Genomic DNA, 18,915 nt, shown 5'->3' with positions numbered 1-18,915 from the left:
GGGGGAAGCCGTGAGCGACCTGACGATCACCACGATCTCGTTTGAGACCAGTCCCCCCCAGTACCGCCACTGGGGCATGGAGATCGACGGGGAGCGGGCCACGCTCACCATGAACGTGGACCCGAGCGCGGGGCTGCGCGACGACTACGAGCTCAAGACCAACTCCTACGACCTCGGCGTCGACATCGAGCTCTACGACGCGACACAGCGGCTGCGGTTCGAGCACCCCGAGGTCAAGGTGGTGGTGGTCACCGGCGGCCTCGAGCGGATCTTCTGCGCCGGCGCCAACATCCAGATGCTGGCGGGGGCCACCCATGAGCACAAGGTGAACTTCTGCAAGTTCACCAACGAGACCCGCAACAGCATCGAGGACTCGACCGCCAACTCGTCCCAGGTGTGGATCGCGGCGGTGAACGGCACGGCTGCTGGGGGCGGCTACGAGCTAGCCCTTGCCTGCGACGAGATCCTGCTGGTCGACGACCGCGCCTCGTCGGTCTCGCTGCCCGAGATTCCCCTGCTGGCTGTGCTGCCCGGCACCGGAGGGCTCACCCGTGTGGTGGAGAAGCGACACGTGCGCCGAGATCTCGCCGACGCGTTCGCTACCCGCACCGAGGGAATCCGGGGCCGCCAAGCTGTCGAATGGGGCCTCGTCGACCAGGCGGCCCCGCTCAGCTCGTTCGGCGACCTCGTCGACGAGCGCGTGGCTGCCCGAGCCGCCGAGTCCGACCGGCCTGATCACGGGCCCGGCATCCGTCTCGAACCCCTCGACCGCACCGTCGACGGCGACTACATCAAGTACTCCGCCGTGTCGGTGAGCATCGACCGGCGAGCGGGCACCGCCGCATTCACGATTGCTGCCCCCGCCACTCCCCAGCCTGCGACGCCCGAGGAGCTGATCGACGCCGGTGCGGGCGCCTGGATCCTGCGATGCGCACGCGAGCTCGACGCCGCCATGCTCCACCTTCGATTCAATGAGACCGCCATCGGCACGTGGGTGTTCCGCACCGAGGGCGATCCCGAGGCCGTCGCCGCGGCCGAGCAGCTCCTGGCCGATCACTCCGATCACTGGCTGGTGCGCGAGGTCCGGCTGTACTGGGCACGAACCCTCAAGCGCCTGGACCTGTCCGCTCGCTCGCTGGTGACCCTGATCGAGCCGGGCAGCTGCTTCGCCGGGATCCTGGCCGAGCTGGTGCTGGCCGCCGATCGCAGCTTCATGCTCGACGGGACGTGGGAAGACCTGGACGACCCGCCACCGGCCGCGACCATCCGGCTCAGCGCGGCCAATCTCGGCTGGTTCGCCATGTCCAACGGGCTCAGCCGGCTCCAGACCCGCTTCTGGGGCCGACCGGCTGCGCTCGAAGCAGCCGAGGCCACTATCGGCACCGACCTCGAAGCGGGCGACGCCGGCGAGGCCGAACTGGTCACCTTCACCCCCGACGACCTCGACTGGGACGACGAGGTCAGGGTCGCGCTGGAGGAGCGCAACAGCTTCTCGCCCGACGCGCTCACTGCGATGGAGGCGAACTATCGGTTCGTCGGTCCGGAAACCCCCGAGACCAAGATCTTCTCCCGCCTCTCGGCCTGGCAGAACTGGATCTTCCAGCGGCCGAACGCAGTGGGGCCCGACGGGGCGCTGCAGCGCTTCGGCACCGGCGCGCGGCCGGATTTCGACACCAGGAGAGTGTGAGCATGAGCATCGTCGACATCGACGCCAAGATCCCCAACAACGTGGACCTGGCCGACGACCGCCGGTTGCAGCGCGCGCTGGAGGGGTGGCAGCCCAAGTTCATCCGGTGGTGGGAAGAGCTGGGCCCGGTGGCGTTCAAGCGCAGCCCGGTGTTCCTGCGGACCGCGATCGACGTGGGCCGCGACGGCTGGGCGCACTTCGATCACGTGGAGATGCCCGAGTACCGCTGGGGGATCTTCCTGGCCGAGCCCGAGCGGGACCGCAAGATCGCCTTCGGGGATCACAAGGGCGAAGACGCCTGGCAGGAGATCCCCGGCGAGTACCGGGCCGATCTGCAGCGCCTCATCGTGGTGCAGGGCGACACCGAGCCGGCCTCGGTCGAGCAGCAGCGGCAGCTGTGCCTGACCGCCCCCTCGCTGTATGACCTGCGGAACCTGTTCCAGGTGAACGTCGAGGAGGGGCGCCACCTGTGGGCGATGGTGTACCTGCTGCACCGCTACTTCGGCCGGGCAGGCCGGGACGAGGCCGACGAGATGCTCGAGCGTCACTCCGGCGATGCCGACAATCCCCGCATCCTCGGAGCGTTCAACGAGGAGACGCCGGACTGGCTGTCGTTCTTCATGTTCACGTACTTCACCGACCGCGACGGCAAGTACCAGCTGGCCTCGCTGCGGGAGTCGGGCTTCGATCCGCTCAGCAGGACGTGCGATTTCATGCTCAAGGAGGAGGCGTACCACATGTTCGTCGGGGCCACCGGGGTCGGCCGAGTCGTGCAGCGCACCCTGGAGCTGATGCGCGAGCACGACACCGACGATGTCCACCCCCACGGCGGTCTCAACCTCGACCTGATCCAGCGGTACCTCAACTTCCACTGCTCGGTGTCGCTGGATCTCTTCGGTGCCGAGACCTCGACCAACGCCGCCAACTACTTCGCCGCCGGGCTGAAGGGCCGCTTCGGCGAAGAGCGCCGCGACGACGACCACGTGCTGCGCGACGCAACCCGGCTGGTGCCCGAAGCCACGGGCGAGGGCATCGGCAGCCGGGAAGTGACACAACTCGCCGCCCTCAACGAGACGCTGCGCGAGGACTACATCGACGACTGCCGGAAGGGCCTCGATCGCTGGAACCGATCCATCACCGAAGCCGGGGTGGATTTCGAACTGCGGCTGCCGCACATCGGCTTCAACCGCAACGTCGGCACCTTCCGGGACCATCACGTCTCACCTGACGGCCGGCTGGTCCGCGACGACGACTGGAATGCGAACGCGGCGGCGTGGCTGCCGAGCGATGACGACAAGGCCCACGTGACGTCGCTCCAGGTCAGCGTGACCGAGCCGGGAAAGATGGCCGGCTGGGTGGCTCCCCCGGCTACGGGAATCAACCGCAAGCCGCTCGAGTTCGACTACGTGCGACTCTGAGACTGCGGGCGAGGAGGCCGGCAGATGCGCGAACCGTTCAATGCTGCGACTTGGCTGGTCGATCGCCGCATCGCCGCCGGCGACGGCGACCGGCTGGCGGTGATCTGCGAGGACCGGCGATACACCTACCGCGAGCTGGCCGGCGAGATCGAACGCACGGCGGCTGCGCTGCGGGCGCTCGGCGTGCGGCCCGAAGAGCGGGTCGCCATGGCCGTGCTCGACTCGGTCGACTACGTCGCCGTGTTCCTGGGCGCATTGCGGATCGGGGCCGTGCCGGTTCCCATGAATCCGCTGCTGCCGGGGCGGGACCTGGGGGTGATCACTGCCGACGCGCGTGCGACCGTCGCCGTGGTGTCCGGAGCCGTCGCCGGCTGCATCGGCGACCTGTGCTCGGGAGCGCCGGAAGTCGCGACCGTGGTCGTGGCTGGCGAGGTGCCGCCCGATGCCGCCAGCGGTGATGCCCGCATCCTGAGCTGGGACGAGTTCGCGTCGGGGGCCGATGGTGCGGACAGTTCGCCGTACCCGACATGGGACGAGTCGCCCGGATTCTGGCTCTGCACCTCGGGCTCGACCGGCCAGCCCAAGCTGGCGATGCACCGCCACATCGACATCCGCGTCACCTGCGAGACCTACGCCCGTTCGGTGCTCGACATCACGCCGGAGGATCGCTTCTATTCGGTGGGTCCGATGTTCCACGCCTACGGGCTCGGCAACTCGCTCACCTTCGCGTTCTCGGTCGGGGCCTCGACAATTCTCGAACCGGCCAGGCCGCCGACGCCGGCCCGCGTGGCCGAGATCGTGACGGCGCACCGGCCCACGCTGTTCTTCTGCATTCCCACCTTCTACGCGGCGCTCAACAGCTCAGATCTGGCGACCGACACGTTTGCTTCGGTACGTCTGGGCGTCTCGGCTGCCGAGCCGCTGCCGGCCGAGACCTTCGAGCGGTTTCGCGAGCGGTTCGGCGTCACGGTGCTGGACGGCATCGGCTCGACCGAGATGCTCCACATCTACCTGTCCAACTCGCCCGTCGACCTGCGGCCGGGGACGAGCGGCAAGCCAGTCGACGGCTACGAGGTTCGCGTCGTCGACGACGACGGCCAGGACCAGCCGATCGGCGAGCCTGGACAGCTTCTCGTCACGGGCCAGTCCATGACCACCGGCTACTGGTGCCAGTCCGAGATCAACCAGGCCACGTTCGACGGGCCGTGGATGCGCACCGGCGATCTGTACGCCGTCGACGGCGACGGCTATCACGCCTACCTGGGCCGGGTCGACGACATGCTGCGGGTCGGCGGCGAGTGGGTGTCGCCAGCCGAGGTCGAGGCCACCCTGATCTCCCATCCCGCTGTGCTCGAGGCGGCGGTGGTCGGCGAGCACGATGCCGCCGGGGTGCTGCGACCCGTGGCCTTCGTGATCAGGGTTGACGGCGACAGCGCCGATGCCGACAACCTGGCGCACGAGCTGGCCGACTTCTGCCGGGAGCGGCTGGCGGGCTTCAAGCGCCCCCGGCGCTATGAGTTCGTCGACGATCTGCCCAAGACCGCGACCGGCAAGATCCAGCGGTTCAAGCTGCGCACATAGTGCCCGGGATGCCCGGCTGCTTGCCCGGACTGGCTGCACGGCCCCGGTGGCGGAAGGTGTGGGATTCGAACCCACGGTGACCCGAAGGCCACAACGGTTTTCGAGACCGCCCCATTCGTCCGCTCTGGCAACCTTCCGCAGCGCACCCTATCGACGCCCACACGGCTGACCGCTTGCCTCGCAGCCCGGCTGGCGTGGCGTAATTCGGTCGCGACGCGGACGAATTCGTGACAGCCTCAGAGCCGTGAACAGCGCTGTCGAAGGCACTAGGGCCGCGGCCGGGGACCAGGCAGGCCAGCCCGACGGCACGTGGTCGGTCTCGGATCTGACGGCCGCCGTCGGCGAGACGATCCAGCGAGCCTTTCCCGGCGAAGTCTGGGTGCGCGGCGAGATCATCGGCTACTCGGTGGCGGCGAGCGGCCACATCTACTTCAACCTCATCGAGCCGGGCTCGGGCAACGATCGCCGGGGCGCACGCATGCGGGTGGCGCTGTTCAAGGGACGCCAGCGGCTGGTGAACCGCGACCTCACCGCAGCAGGCGGGCTGACGCTCGACGACGGCATCGAAGTGCGGATCCGCGCCGAAGTGGAGTACTACGCCGGCAGCGGGCAGGTGCAGCTCATCATGAGCGGCGTCGACCCGCACTTCACCCTGGGCCTACTGGCGGCCGACCGCGAGCGGATCCTTGCCGAGCTGGCCGAATCGGGGCTGCTGCGGCGCAACGCCGGCGTGCCGCTGCCGATGGTGCCGCTGCGCGTCGGGCTCGTGACGGCCGACGGCAGCGCGGCCCACGCCGACTTCGCCCATGAGCTCAAAGCGAGCGGCTACGCGTTCGAGGTGCTGCTGTGCGACGCCCGAGTGCAGGGCGCGACCGCCGAGGCCGACCTGGTGGCGGCGCTGCACACGCTCGGGCAGGCCGACGTCGACGTGATCGCCGTGGTGCGCGGCGGGGGCGACCGCACCGACCTGCTGGCGTTCGACCTCGCAAGCGTGGCGAAGGCCATTGCGCTGTGCCCGCTGCCAGTGTTCTGCGGGATCGGTCACGAGATCGACACCTCGGTGGCCGACCAGGTGGCGCACACGGCCGCCAAGACACCGACCGCGTGCGCCGCCGCGCTCGTCGCCCACGTCGCCGCGTTCGACGAACGCCTGGCTCGAACCCGTCGTGACGTGGACCGGCTTGCCCGCTGCCACTCGGCTGCGGCAGCGGCACGCCTGGCCACGGCTCGGAGCGCGCTGGGACTGCTGGCCGAGCGTCGCCTTGCTCGGCCGCGCGCGTGGCTCGGTCAAGCGCGGCTGCACGTTGCCCATCGGGCCCAGCGGCGAGTCGCAGATGCACACGCTCGATTGCGTTCTGCATCGGCACTGGTGACGGCGGTTGCGCCCGAACGAACCCTGGCCCGGGGTTTCTCGATCACGCGCACGGCGGACGGCAGCATCGTGCGCGAGATGCCTGCTCCCGGCGACACAATTGCCACCGAGACTCAGCACGCAGTGTTCGCCAGCGTCGTGCAGGCAGACGATCCGACGACGGGAAGGACAACTGATGGCTGAAGAAGCCGACAACAGCGCGAACCCAGGCGATGCCCCGTTCGGCGGCTACGCCGAGTCGATGGCCGAACTCGAATCGATCCTGGCCGGCCTCGAGAGCGACGACGTCGACATCGACACGCTGGCTTCGCAAGTCGAGCGGGCATCGCAGCTGATTGCACACTGCGAAGGCCGCCTGCGCGCCACGGAGCTATCGCTGCAGACGATCCTCGCGCAACACGATTCGCCGACAGACGCAGGGGAGGAATCCTGAACCGCATCTGTGCAGGCGCGTGTGGACCGAGGGAGTTGGTGGGCGCTCCCCCGGTCCACCTGCGCGTCACGGGCCGGTGGAAAACCCGGAGCGCACGCTGGGCGCCGCTACGGAACCTGTTCGGAATCGATGATCGCGGCGACGCTTCGAAACCATGGAGGAACCTATGAGTTCGCCATCGAGTTGTCAAGGTGATGCGCACCGGATTCCCAGCAAATCCGGGGCTTTTTCGTTCGGTGCGTGGCCGTCGCCGCTCAGCGCTGCCGACGTCGCCGCGGGCGCGGTGCGACGGAGCGAGCCCCAGATCGCGGGCAACTGGGCCTACTGGGTCGAGGAGCGACCGCTCGATCGCGGGCGCGGCGCGGTGGTGCGGGTACCGCTGGATGAGGCCGGCGCACCGCCGGCCGATGTGCCCCATACGGCTGGGGCCGACATTCGCACCTCCGTTCACGAGTACGGGGGCGGCGCCTGGCTCGCCGTCGAGGCGCCCGACGGCACCCATCTCGTTGCCGGCGCGTGCATGGGCGACCAGCGGATCCGGCTCTTCGATGGGGACGGGCGCGCTGACCCGCGCCCGCTGACCCCCGAGCCGCCGAGCCCCCGGGGCCTGCGCTACGCCGATCCGGGACTGGTGCCCTCGACCGGCGATGCGTCGAACTCGGCCGGCGGCGAATTTGAAGCCGTCACGATCTGGGTGCGCGAAGCCCACGACGACACCCGACACGAGCCCCGCAACGAGCTGGTGGCGGTCAGCCTGGACGGGACAGTGAGCGTCGTGGCGACCGGCGCCGATTTCTACGCGGCGCCACGGCCCTCGCCCGACGGCAGCGTGCTGGCCTATCTCAGCTGGGACCATCCCAACATGCCGTGGGACCACGTCCGGCTGCACCTGGTGGATCTGGACGGCGGCATGGCAGTGCCCGGGACCGATCGGGTGCTGGTGGACGGTCCCGCAGTGACCCAGCCGGCGTGGAGCCCCGACGGTGATCTGCACGTCGTGACCGACATCGACGGGTGGTGGGCCATCCACCGTGTCGATCTGGACTCGGGCACGAGCGAACCGGTGCTACGAGATGCCGCTCAGCCCGGCACCGAAGGCCGCGAGTTCGGCGTGCCGGCGTGGGTCTTCGCGGGGGCCACTTACGGCTGGGACGGAACCGGTGCGCTGTGGTGCACCTGGACATCGGCCGGGGTGGGTTACATCGGCATCATCCGCGACGGTGCGCTCGACGAGATTGCGAGCGGATTCACCGACTTCGGCCGTCTGGCCCCGACGCCGAACGGCACCGTGGTCACCGTCGCGGCCAGCTGGACTCGCCGGGCTGCGGTGGTGGAGATCTCGCCCGACGGCAGGCACCGCCAGCTCAGCGACGCCGAGCCGCTGGTGCTCGAGCCCGACGACGTCTCGGTCGCACAGCCGTTCACCTTCGACAGCGACGACGGCCGCCAAGCGCACGCCTTCTTCTTCCCGCCCACCAACTCGGCCGTGGCGGCCGATACTGCGTCGTCTGGTACTGGGCCGTCCGATACTGGGCCGCCGCTGCTGGTGCTCAGCCATGGCGGACCCACCGGTGCCGCCCGCAGCTCGCTCGACCTGGGCATCCAGTACTGGACCACCCGCGGCATCGCCGTGGTGGACGTGAACTACGGCGGCAGCACCGGCTACGGCACCGCGTACCGCAACCTGCTGGCCGGCCAGTGGGGTGTCGTCGACACCCAGGACTGCATCAACGCGGCGCTGCACCTGGCACGCGAGGGGGCCGTGGACCCGCAGCGGCTCGTCATCAAGGGCGGCTCGGCCGGCGGCTACACCACCCTGTGCGCGCTGTCGGGCAGCGACGTGTTCGCTGCGGGCATCTCGCGCTACGGCGTCGCCGACCTCGAAGCGCTCGCCCGCGACACCCACAAGTTCGAGGCGCGCTATCTCGACGGGTTGATCGGTCCGTGGCCCGAAGCCGCCGAGCTGTACCGGGAGCGCTCCCCGATCTGGCGCACCGACCAGCTGCGCACCCCGATGATCGTGCTGCAGGGCACCGAGGACCGGGTGGTGCCCCAGAGCCAGTCCGAACAGGTGGTGGCAGCCCTGGCCGACGCGGGAGTGCCGCACGCCTACCTGCTGTTCGAAGGCGAGGGACACGGCTTCCGCAGCGGGCCCAACATCGTGGCCGCGCTCGAAGCCGAGCTGTCATTCCTCGGACAGGTGCTGGGCTTCGAGCCGGCCGGTGACATCGCCCGGGTCGAGGTGCGCGATCCCCACCAGCAGCAGCCCCAATAAGTTCGGACCGTGTACAGCTTCGCCCGGAAGCCGATCTGGCTAGCCGGACATGCGCTGGCCGGCTGCCTGCTGGTGATCTTCGTGATCGCCGGCTTCTGGCAGCTCAGCCGCCACAACGAGGTGCGCGACCGCAACGCGGCGATCACCGAGCGCCAAGACATGCAACCGCTCGATGCCGACCGCTTCTTCGAAGCCGTGGCCGACTCCGAGAGCATCGAACAGCTGGAGTACCGGACGGTGACCCTGCCGATTCGACGTCTCGATATGGATGACACCGTGCTCATCCGCAACCGGAGTCTTGACGGCGTCGCAGGGTGCCATTTCGCCGTGCCTGCGGAAGTTCCCTCCGACGACAGCACCGAGTCCCGAGGTGTCTTGGTAGTTGCCGGTTGGCTTCCTCAGCAAACGTGCGAAGCGGTGCTCGTGCGCGAACCGATAGTCATCCGGACTCCGCTCGTGGCCGCCACTCAGGTGGAAGGTCGGATACGACGAAGCCAAGAACGCGGGTGGCTCGGACCTGCTGATCCTGCGCAAGGACGGTTAGAGACGCTGGCACGTGTCGACGTCGAGCGCATCGACCGCCAATCCAACCTCGACCTTGTGCCGGTGTACGTCGAGGTGATCAGCTTCCGCAACCCCGACGGCGCCGTGATCGAGCCTCGCAGCGACCAACCGGATGACACCCCGGTGCTTGAACTCATCCCGCCGCCTGAGCTCGACGCCGGACCGCACTTGGGCTACACGTTCCAGTGGTTCAGCTTCGCCGCCGTCGCCATCGTGGGCTACACGTTCGTGCTGCGCCACCAGGCTCGCAAGGGCGAGTCCGAACAGATCGCCGACGACTGAGCGGCTAGCGGCCGATGGCTTTGGCCATTCGGGCGGTGGCCTCGTCCAGCATGGCGGGGGACGTGGCGAAGTTGAGGCGCACGTGGCCTGCGCCTTCGGGGCCGAAGTCCAAGCCTGAGTTCAAGTACACGCGACCCCGTCCCAAGAAGACCGAGGCGGGATCGTCGCCGAGGCCCAGCTCGCTGCAGTCCATCCACGCCAGGTACGTGGCATCGGGCGGCCGGTAGCGCACCTCAGGCAGCCGCTCGGCCAGCAATTCCGCCAGCAGGCGGCGGTTGGCGTCGAGCCCGGCCACCAGCTCGTCCAGCCAGTCCAGCGCCTCGGTCCAGCCGGCGATGGTGGCGACCTGCCCGAGGATCCCGATGCCGCCGATCAGCCGCTTGGGGATGTTCTTGATGATCGGGCCGTAGCGCGACGACGCCGAATGCAGGAACGCCATCCGCAGCCCCGCCATGTTGAACGATTTCGTGGCAGCGGTGACGGTGACGGTGCGCTCGGAGGCCAGCTCGCTGACCGATGCCACCGGGATGTGCCGCCTGGGCGCATACACCAGATCGCAGTGGATCTCATCGGAGATCACCACCAGGTCATGACGCTCGGCAATGTCGATCACCGCCGCGATGTCGTCGGCGTCAAGCACCATGCCGCAGGGGTTATGCGGCTGGCACAGGATCACTGCCGTCACATCAGGCGCCGAAGCCACTGATTCGAAATGGTCCAGGTCGAGCTGCCAGCCGTCGTCGTGGCGGATGAGCGGGTTGGGCACCACCCGGCGCCCGTGTCCCTCGACGCTGGAGAAGAACGGCGGGTAGGCGGGGGTCTGGAAGATGACGCCGTCGCCGGGTTCGGTGCAGTAGGTGATCGCCAGCTCCAAGCCTTGGATCACGTCGTGCACCCGGACGACGTCGAGCGGGTCGACCTGCCAGCCAAACGCCTCGCCCATGCGCTTGGCGAAGACACGCAGCACGGGAATCGGCTGGTCGTAGAAGTCGTAGCCCAAGCCGCCCGAGTCGATGCGCTCGCGCACAGCGTCGAGCACTACTGCAGGCAGCTCGACGTCCATGTCGGCGACCCACGCCGCCAGCACGTCCGGGCCCTCGCGGCCCCACTTGATGCCGGGCCGGTTGCGAACCCGTTCGGCGTCCAAGTCGAAGATCACGGCGTGACCCTACGCGCCCAGCCGCGCTGGTTACCCGCTCTTGTTCGCTGCGCTCACGGGCCGCTCGGGCCCCGGGCTCAGTACAGGCCGATCATGCGGCCGGCGAGGCCGAGGACCGCGACAGCCAGGACGGGGCGGATGAGGCGCTCGCCGCCGCGCACGGCCCAGCGGGCGCCGAGCCAGCCCCCGACGGCGAAGCCCGCTGCCACGATGACCGCAAAGCCCCAGTGCACCTGGTCGTTCAGGATGAACACCGGCACGGCCACCACGGTCAGCACGGCGATCACCACCACCTTGACCGCGTTGGCGTTCACCAAGTCGAGCCCGGCATGCGACAGCGCCAACACCAACAAGAGCCCCACGCCTGCCTGAAAGGCCCCGCCGTAGGCGCCGATCAGCAAGAACACCACGACGGTCAGCGCTCTCGGCCAGACGATCTCGTCGCCGCGGGCCTTCGGCGGCCACAGGCTCAGGATCAGCAGCGGCACCATCAAGATGCCGAAGACCCGCTCGAAAGCCGTGTCGCTGAGCAGGCTCGAGACTGCATACGCGCCGATCACCGAACCGACCAATGCCGGCAGCAGAACGGGCACCGAGCGGCGCAAGCCCGACACCCCCTCGGACCGATAGCCCGCCACCGACGCCAGGTTCTGCGTCACGACACCGATGCGGTTGGTGCCGTTGGCAACCAGCCCGCCGAGGTCGCCCACCACGGTCAGCAGGCTGACCGTCAGCAGCGAGCCGCCGCCCGCCATGGCGTTCACGATGCCGGCAACCACACCCGCGGCTGCGACCAGCGCAATCTGGGTGATGTCCATCGGCCGCTCGTCAGCCGGATGGCTGCTGCGGCGAGGGAGGTGCGGCGAGCTGGGTCGTCTGCTGGCGCAGCAAGTGATCGGCCAGCACCAGGCAAACCATGGCCTCGACCATCGGTACCGCTCTGGGCAGCACGCAGGGATCGTGGCGGCCCCGGGCGGCCAGCACGGTCGGCTCGTTGGCGTTGGTGACGGTCTTCTGCTCGGAGGCAATCGTGGCAGTGGGCTTGAACGCGACGCGCAGCACGATGTCGGCGCCGTTGCTGATGCCGCCCTGGATGCCGCCGCTGCGGTTGGTCACGGCAATGGGTCGGCCGTCGGGACCGGGCGCGAACTCGTCGTTGTGGGTGCGACCCGTCATGAGCGTGCCGGCGAACCCGCTGCCGATCTCTATTCCTTTGGCTGCCGGCAGCGACATCACCGCGCCTGCCAGTGCGGCGTCGAGCTTGTCGAACACGGGCTCACCCAGGCCAGGCGGCACGCTGCGTGCCACGCAGGCCACGACCCCGCCGAGGGAGTTGCCGTCACTGCGGGCCGCGTCGATGGCCTCGATGATGCGAGCTGCAGCAACCGGGTCAGCGCAGCGCGTCGGGTCCGCCTCCACGTCGTCCCTTGTCACCTCTGCAGGATTCACATCGGCGTTGATGTCGCGCACCGAGCTGACCCAGCCCAGTACTTCGATGCCCACCGCGGCGAGCACCTTGCGCGCCACCGCGCCCGCGGCGACCCGGCCGACGGTCTCGCGAGCCGATGCCCGGCCGCCGCCCTGCCAGTTGCGGATGCCGTACTTGGCGTCGGTGGTGTAGTCGGCGTGGCTGGGACGGTACTTGGTGGCCATCTCGGAATAGGCGCCGGGGCGGGCATCGGTGTTGGCCACCGTCATGCCGATCGGGGTCCCCAGCGTCAGCCCCTCGAAGACGCCCGAGTGGATCGTGACCTGGTCGGCCTCCTTGCGCTGGGTGACGATCCGGCTCTGGCCGGGGCGGCGACGGTCCAGGTCGATCTGCACATCGGCTTCGCTCAACTCGATGCGCGCGGGGCAGCCGTCGACGATCACGCCCAGCGCCCCGCCGTGGGACTCGCCGAAGGTGGTGACCGCGAATCGCTCGCCGAACGTGCTGCCGCCCATGGGAGAACCCTACGACGGCGAGTGCGCGCAAGCGCCTCTATTTTTCCTGCTCGCGGCTGGCGAAGCGGCGGGGCTCAACCCGCGTCGTCGCCGTCGTCCTCAGCGTCGTCTGTACCGCCGTCGTCGCCCTCCGCGCTGGAGGGCGACTGGCGCTGCTCGGCCAGAAACTTCTGGAATTCCAGCGCCAGGTCGTCACCGCTGGGCAGATTCTCGGTGGCAGTGCGGTCGGCCTCCGCCTCGAGCTGCTGGATGTAGGCCACGATCTCGGGGTCGCGAGCCACCGCCTCGTCGACCCGCTGCTCCCAGGCCTGCACGCTCGAATCCAGTTCCTGGTAACCCGTCGTGACGCCGGTGACCGTCTCGAAGTGGGCAAGCAGCGCCCGCATGCCCTTCGGGTTCGGCGGCCCTGCCACGTAGTGCGGCACGCCCACCCGCAGCGAGACAACCGGCAGCGATGCCCGGTCCAGCATGTCGTGCAGGGTCCCGATGATGCCGGTGGGACCCTGATAGGTCGGCCGGTCGAGGCCCAGCCGGTCAGCCAGCTCGCCATTCTGGGCGCTGCCCTTCACCGACGCGGCCCGCGAGTGCGCCACGCCCGCAACCATCGCCCCGAGCGTCACCACCATCTGGCACTCGAGTCGATCGGCGATATCCACGATGCCCTGGCAGAACGTGCGCCAGCGCATCCGGGGCTCGATGCCCGTCAAGAGCACGAGGTCATGCGGCGGCGCCGCAGGCACGACGTGACACTCGATCTCCGGCCAGCGGATGCGGCGCTCCCCCGCATCAGTGATCTCGATCTCCGGTCGGCTCTCCTGGAAGTCGAAGAATTCCTCGGGATCGATGTGGCAGACGCGCCGGGCCTCGCTGCGGCGGCGAATCCACGACAGCGCGCCCGTCGCGCATTCGCCGGCGTCGAACCAACCTTCAAAAGCGACGAGCAGGAGCGGATCCTGCAGCCTGGGCGCGCCATCCCACACGACGATCGGACGCTCCGCAGCGTCATCAACACCATCGGTCACGTCGTCCGTCACATCGCCCATGTCCTCACTATGGCCGAAACGCGGCGCGAACACGCCCGAGTTTTCGGCTCGATCGGCGAGGTCGTGATGGAGGTCGTCCTAGAGGCTGTGACGGAGACAGGCCTAGAGATCGTCGTGGAGGTCGTCGTAGAGGCCGTTGCGGCCGAGGCGCACCAGCAGCTCTTCGGTGCTCCAGGGCAGCATCGTGGCGCCGCAGCGGGCATCGCGGTAGTGCTGCTCGAGGCGGCCGGGTCGCAGCAGCGACCTCCCGCCGCAAGTGCGCAGTGCCAGCGAGGCCATCTCGGGGGCGCTTTCCATCGTGGTCACCGTCGCCACATGCGCCCGCCGCAGCTCCTCGGGGTTGGGGTCGGCCCGCAGTTCGCTGAGCACCCGGTAGGTCAGCGACTGCGCCCGGTCATAGATGAGCTGCAGCTGCGCCCAGCCGGTCTGCTTGATCGGGTGATCGCGTGACGCCTTCACCCCCGACTCGCCCCGCAAGTAGGTGCGGGTGGCATCCAGGATGGCCCGCATCAGCCCCAGATAGCTGAACGACAAGGTCATGTAGAACTGCGGGAATCGCTCCACCATCGCGTTGAACATGCCCGGCGGCAGCACCTCATTGCGGGCCGGGACGAACACGTTGTCCATCACCAGCGTGCGGGAGTCGGTGCCGCGCATGCCGATCGGATCCCAATCGCCGACGATCTGCGCGCCATCGCCGTCGGCCGGCACGCCGAGCAGGCGGATGTGGGGATCGCCCTCCACCACCGCCAGCACGTTGTGCACGTGGGCAGCGCCGCTCAGCGAGGCGAAGATCTTGCGGCCCGTCACGCGATAGCCGCCCTCGGTGGGCACCGCCATGGTGCTGAAACCCGATCGGGCACCCGGCGCCTGGCCCTCGGAGAACGGCTGGGAATGGATGACGGTGCCGCGGACCATGCCTTCCCACAGGTGCGGGCGGGTCTCGGCGAGGTGTGCGGCCATGGCCCCATCGGGATCCAGCCCACGTCCGCGCTCGCCGGCCAGCAGTGCTTCGGCGATCGGGCCGGACAGCAGCGCTGTGGCCGTGTGCATGTTGAACGTCAACGCCGTGGTCGCGCAGTGCCGACCCATCTCCTCGGCCACGAGCGCGTAGCCCACGAAGTCGGCACCCAGCCCGCCGACCTCTCTGGGCACGCACAGGCCCAGGAACCCGGCATCGGCCAGGTCGGCCCAGTTCTCGTGCGGGAAGCTGGCATCGCGGTCGTAGGTGGGCGCACGCTCGGCAAATGCCGGCCCCAGCTCGGCCATCCGGGCCACGAGCTCGGCTCGCTCGGGCGTCAGCACCTGTTCATTCATCACTCACCCTGTCTCACTCGACGGTTCACGTACAGCTCATGGGCATTCACCCCGCAGCGGCCGGGAGCGGCGTGCCGTAGCCGCCGCCTCCGGGCGTGTGGATCTCCATCACGTCACCCTCGCCCACCTCCACCCGAGCACAGCCGGCCAGCTCGGTGACGGTGCCATCGATCCGTTCGAGCAGATTGCGCCCGCGTGCACCGTCCTCGCCACCGGCGACGCCGAACGGGGCGATCCGCCGGCAGCTCGACAGCAGGTTGGCCGTCATGGGCTCGCCGAAGCGCAGGCGCCGAACGACGCCGTCGCCGCCGTTGTTTGCGCCACGGCCGCCCGAGCCTCGGCGCACCTCGAACCGTTCCAGCAGTACAGGGTGACGCTGCTCGAGGATCTCGGGGTCGGTGAGGCGGGTGTTGGTCATGTGCGTGTGCACCGCATCGGCACCCGAGCGGCGGGCCGTGGCGCCCGCTCCCCCGCAGATCGTCTCGTAGTACTGGTGGGCGGCGTTCCCCCAGATGAAGTTGTTCATGGTGCCCTGCGAGGCCGCGATGACGCCGAGGGCGCCGAACAGCGCATCGGTGATCTGCTGGGACGTCTCGACGTTGCCGGCGATGACTGCGGCGGGCGGGTGGGGCGACAGCATCGAGGGGTCGGGCACCACAAGTTCGATGGGCCGCAGGCAGCCGGCGTTCAGCGGGATGGCGTCGTCGACCATGCAGCGGAACACGTAGAGCACCGCCGAGCGGCACACCGCCACCGGGGCGTTGAAGTTGCCCGGATGCTGACCGCTGGTACCGGCGAAATCGACGACTGCGCTGCGCTGGTCGGCATCCACCACAATGCGGACGCAGATCACGCTGCCGTCGTCGAGCTCCATCCGGTAGCTGCCCCGAAAATTGCGATGGTCGAGGGCATCGATGACCCGGCGCACCATCTCCTCGGCATTGTCGGCGACGTGGCCCATGTAGGCGTGCACGACATCAAGTCCGTAGTACTCGACGATCCGAGCCAGCTCGACGGCGCCCCGCTCGCACGCCGCCACCTGGGCGCGCAGGTCGGCAATGTTCTGGTCGGGATTGCGGGCCGGCCACGGACCGCTGGCGAGCACGTCGCGCACCTTGCCTTCGAGGAAACTCCCCTCGGTCACGATCTGGAGGTTGTCGAGGACCAGCCCCTCCTCGTCGATCGTGGTCGAATCGGCCGGCGCCGATCCGGGCACGCAGCCGCCGATGTCGGCGTGATGACCTCGGGACGCGACATAGAAGATGCGCTCGACGCCCGAGGCGTCGAACACCGGTCGCACCACGGTCACATCGGGGAGGTGCGTGCCGCCGTTGTAGGGGTTGTTGAGCACGAAGACGTCACCGGGTGCCATATCTGGGTTCTGCTCGATGACGGTGCGGATGGATTCGCTCATCGAGCCGAGGTGCACCGGCAGGTGCGGTGCGTTGGCCACCAGCTCGCCGGAGAGATCGAACAGCGCGCAACTGAAGTCGCGCCGCTCCTTGATGTTCACCGACACCGCTGTGTGCTCAAGCACCACCCCCATCTGCTCGGCGATGTTCATGAACAGGTTGTTGAAGATCTCGAGCTGCACCGGATCGACGCTGGTGCCGATCGCCACCCGTGAAGGCCGGGCCACCACCCGATCCAGCACGAGATCGCCGCGGTCGGTGATCGTGCCCTGCCAGCCCGGCTCGATCACCGTCGTGGCGTTCGGCTCGACGATGACCGCTGGGCCTGTCACCGCCGTGCCGGGCGCCATGGCGGTGCGGTCCCAGAACGGAGTGTCGTAGCGCTCGCAGGTCGGCTGCGTGTCGCCGTCGGCTGATGCGGCGCCATTCGCTGCCGCGCCGGAGGTTGAGCCCATGTAGGTCGGATGGGTGGCAAGCAACGGCTCTCGGTCGCCGGCCAGCGGTGCGGCCGGCGGCGGATCGACAGCCTGGCCGCGGGCCTCGATATGCAGCGCGTCGACGACCAGAGCTGTTGCAGAGTTCGCCGCTCCAGGCGGGCTGAAACCGAACCTCGTCCGGTGTGCGAGCACGAACGCCGCTGCCACTTCATTCGCGGTACCGAGCGGCACCTCAAGCGTCGTGTCCGAGCCCCGGTACCGGACGGCGAGACGACCGGTCACCTCGATCCGATCAGGCGACACACCCGCGGCGGCCACGGCGTCGATGGCACTGGGAGCGGCAGCGGCCAGTCGCCGGTGCAGATCGTCAATGAGGGTCTCATCCAGCGGGGCTTCGACTGGTTCGGCCCGCAAGTCGGTCACATCGGCAAGTCCGATGCCCAGCGCCGAGAGCACACCTGCGTGCGGGTGGATCAGCACCGTGGTGATGCCGAGCCGATCGGCGACACGGCAGGCGTGCTGGCCGCCGGCACCGCCGAAACAGACGAGCGTGTACGCGCTGACGTCATGGCCCCGCTCGGTGCTGATCTTGCGGATCGCGTTGGCCATGTTCTCGGCTGCGATCTCGCCGTAGCCGAACGCCACCTCGGCGGTACTGCGTCGCGCGCCGCTCGCGTCCGCGATCCGGTCGGCCAGCTCGGCGATGCCGCGGGCCGCAGCATCGGCATCCAGCAGCTCGGTGCCGTCGGCGCCGAAGACCGCAGGGAAGTACTCGGGCCGGATCACACCCAGCACCGCGTTGGCATCGGTGAGCGCGAGCGGGCCGTCGTTGCCGTAGCAGACCGGTCCGGGGTCGGCGCCGGCCGATTCGGGGCCGACACGCAACCGGCTGCCGTCAAACGTGAGCAGCGATCCGCCCCCTGCAGCGACCGTGTGCATGTCGATGATCGGAGTGCGGACGCGGATGCCCGCCACCTCGGTCTCGTTCGCCCGCTCGAACTCGCCGGCGAAGTGGGAGACATCGGTCGACGTGCCGCCCATGTCGAAGCCGATGAGCCGCTCGAAGCCGGCTGCCTGGGCGGTGCGGGCCATGCCGACGACACCCCCGGCAGGACCCGACAGCAATGCATCGCGGCCGGTGAAGCGCCGAGCGTCCGCCAGACCGCCGTTGGACTGCATGAACTGCAGCTGCGGCCCCCCTGCCGATTCAGAGCTGCCGATCCTCGACGCGACGGCATCGGCCGTGCCGATTCTCGATGCCACGGCATCGACGTAGCTGCGCAGGATCGGGGACAGGTAGGCGTCGGCCACGGTGGTGTCGCCGCGGGGAACGATCTTGACCAGCGGGTCCACTTCGTGGCTGACCGAGACCTGCGAGAAGCCAATCTCGCGGGCCGCAGCTGCCAGCGCTGCCTCGTGATCGGTGTGCCGGTAGCCGTGCACCAGCACGATGGCCACGGCCTCCATGCCGCGCTCACGCGCCGCGGCCATGCCGTCTGTGGCCGCCGCCAGATCCAGCGGGCTCAGCACCGTGCCGTCCGCGGCGATGCGCTCGTCGACCTCGAACACCTCCGAATAGAGCATTTCGGGCAGCACGATGTCGAGCTTGAACAGATGCGGGCGGGTCTGGTAGCCGATGCGCAGCACGTCGCCGAATCCGGCCGTGGTCACGAACAGCGTCGGCACGCCGCGGCGTTGCAGCAGCGCATTGGTGGCCACCGTGGTGCCCATCTTCACCGACCTGATCCGGTCCGGCGGCAGCGGCTCGCCCCGAGGCACTTCGAGCAGGTCGGCGATGGCGGTGGTGGCTGCGTCGTCGTAGCGGCGCGGGTCCTCGCTCAGCAGCTTGTGCGAAACAAGACCGCCGTCGGGCCGCCGAGCCACGACATCGGTGAAGGTGCCGCCACGATCGACCCAGAAGTCCCAGCCACCCGGCCCGACGTTCATGGCAGGACCCTACGTGCCGTCCTTGGCGAGGTCCGTCTCACGGC

General features: G+C 69.0%; 13 protein-coding genes and 1 tRNA gene. 7 read left to right on the top strand and 7 right to left on the bottom strand.

Annotated features, from left to right (window positions below; all coding sequences use genetic code 11):
* The first annotated feature begins 76 nt into the window (after positions 1–76).
* Genes boxC through ACOGW9_RS02605 form a run of 3 tightly spaced genes read left to right on the top strand, consistent with a single transcriptional unit; the run spans position 77 to position 4,686 of the window.
* A complete protein-coding gene (gene boxC, locus ACOGW9_RS02615) occupies positions 77–1,687 on the top strand; it encodes a 2,3-epoxybenzoyl-CoA dihydrolase (RefSeq protein ID WP_419908133.1) in 1,611 nt (536 codons plus the stop codon).
* Positions 1,688–1,689: 2 nt separating this feature from the next.
* Positions 1,690–3,105: a benzoyl-CoA 2,3-epoxidase subunit BoxB gene (gene boxB, locus ACOGW9_RS02610; RefSeq protein WP_419908089.1), complete on the top strand. Its 1,416-nt coding sequence runs from the start codon at positions 1,690–1,692 to the stop codon at positions 3,103–3,105.
* A 24-nt stretch (positions 3,106–3,129) separates the two neighbouring features.
* The gene (locus tag ACOGW9_RS02605; RefSeq protein WP_419908087.1) at positions 3,130–4,686 is read left to right on the top strand and encodes a benzoate-CoA ligase family protein; all 1,557 of its coding nucleotides are present in this window, start codon (positions 3,130–3,132) and stop codon (positions 4,684–4,686) included.
* 47 nt (positions 4,687–4,733) lie between these two features.
* Here the strand turns inward: ACOGW9_RS02605 and ACOGW9_RS02600 are convergent.
* Positions 4,734–4,823, bottom strand: a tRNA-Ser gene (locus tag ACOGW9_RS02600).
* A gap of 107 nt (positions 4,824–4,930) precedes the next feature.
* Here ACOGW9_RS02600 and xseA point away from each other — a divergent pair.
* From xseA to ACOGW9_RS02580, 4 genes are all read left to right on the top strand, one after another.
* Entirely contained in the window at positions 4,931–6,241 is a 1,311-nt protein-coding gene (xseA, locus tag ACOGW9_RS02595; RefSeq protein ID WP_419908085.1) for an exodeoxyribonuclease VII large subunit, read from the top strand.
* A complete protein-coding gene (xseB, locus tag ACOGW9_RS02590) occupies positions 6,234–6,491 on the top strand; it encodes an exodeoxyribonuclease VII small subunit (protein ID WP_419908083.1) in 258 nt (85 codons plus the stop codon). Before xseA ends, xseB begins: the two co-directional genes overlap by 8 nt.
* A gap of 166 nt (positions 6,492–6,657) precedes the next feature.
* A complete protein-coding gene (locus ACOGW9_RS02585) occupies positions 6,658–8,766 on the top strand; it encodes a S9 family peptidase (RefSeq protein WP_419908081.1) in 2,109 nt (702 codons plus the stop codon).
* A 9-nt stretch (positions 8,767–8,775) separates the two neighbouring features.
* On the top strand, positions 8,776–9,612 hold the full coding sequence (locus tag ACOGW9_RS02580; protein WP_419908079.1) for an SURF1 family protein: 837 nt from the start codon (positions 8,776–8,778) through the stop codon (positions 9,610–9,612).
* 4 nt (positions 9,613–9,616) lie between these two features.
* On the opposite strand, the gene ACOGW9_RS02575 is transcribed toward ACOGW9_RS02580, so the two are convergent.
* The 6 genes from ACOGW9_RS02575 to ACOGW9_RS02550 all read right to left on the bottom strand — a co-directional run bounded on the left by ACOGW9_RS02575 (position 9,617) and on the right by ACOGW9_RS02550 (position 18,871).
* On the bottom strand, positions 9,617–10,771 hold the full coding sequence (locus ACOGW9_RS02575) for a MalY/PatB family protein (protein WP_419908077.1): 1,155 nt from the start codon (positions 10,769–10,771) through the stop codon (positions 9,617–9,619).
* A 77-nt stretch (positions 10,772–10,848) separates the two neighbouring features.
* Positions 10,849–11,589: a sulfite exporter TauE/SafE family protein gene (locus ACOGW9_RS02570; RefSeq protein ID WP_419908075.1), complete on the bottom strand. Its 741-nt coding sequence runs from the start codon at positions 11,587–11,589 to the stop codon at positions 10,849–10,851.
* 10 nt (positions 11,590–11,599) lie between these two features.
* Positions 11,600–12,715: a chorismate synthase gene (gene aroC, locus ACOGW9_RS02565; RefSeq protein WP_419908073.1), complete on the bottom strand. Its 1,116-nt coding sequence runs from the start codon at positions 12,713–12,715 to the stop codon at positions 11,600–11,602.
* A gap of 74 nt (positions 12,716–12,789) precedes the next feature.
* The gene (locus ACOGW9_RS02560; protein ID WP_419908071.1) at positions 12,790–13,758 is read right to left on the bottom strand and encodes a PAC2 family protein; all 969 of its coding nucleotides are present in this window, start codon (positions 13,756–13,758) and stop codon (positions 12,790–12,792) included.
* Between the two features lie 102 nt (positions 13,759–13,860).
* The gene (locus tag ACOGW9_RS02555) at positions 13,861–15,075 is read right to left on the bottom strand and encodes an acyl-CoA dehydrogenase family protein (protein WP_419908069.1); all 1,215 of its coding nucleotides are present in this window, start codon (positions 15,073–15,075) and stop codon (positions 13,861–13,863) included.
* A 46-nt stretch (positions 15,076–15,121) separates the two neighbouring features.
* Positions 15,122–18,871 carry a hydantoinase B/oxoprolinase family protein gene (locus ACOGW9_RS02550; protein ID WP_419908067.1) on the bottom strand — a complete coding sequence of 1,250 codons (3,750 nt, stop codon included), beginning with the start codon at positions 18,869–18,871 and terminating at the stop codon, positions 15,122–15,124.
* Between the last annotated feature and the right edge of the window lie 44 nt (positions 18,872–18,915).

Origin of the sequence: Candidatus Poriferisodalis sp. (genome assembly GCF_965203655.1) — a bacterium.
Taxonomy (GTDB): Bacteria; Actinomycetota; Acidimicrobiia; order Acidimicrobiales; family Poriferisodalaceae; genus Poriferisodalis.
The sequence above is the reverse complement of the archived record's forward strand: the minus strand, read 5'-3'. Positions and strand labels throughout refer to the sequence as shown.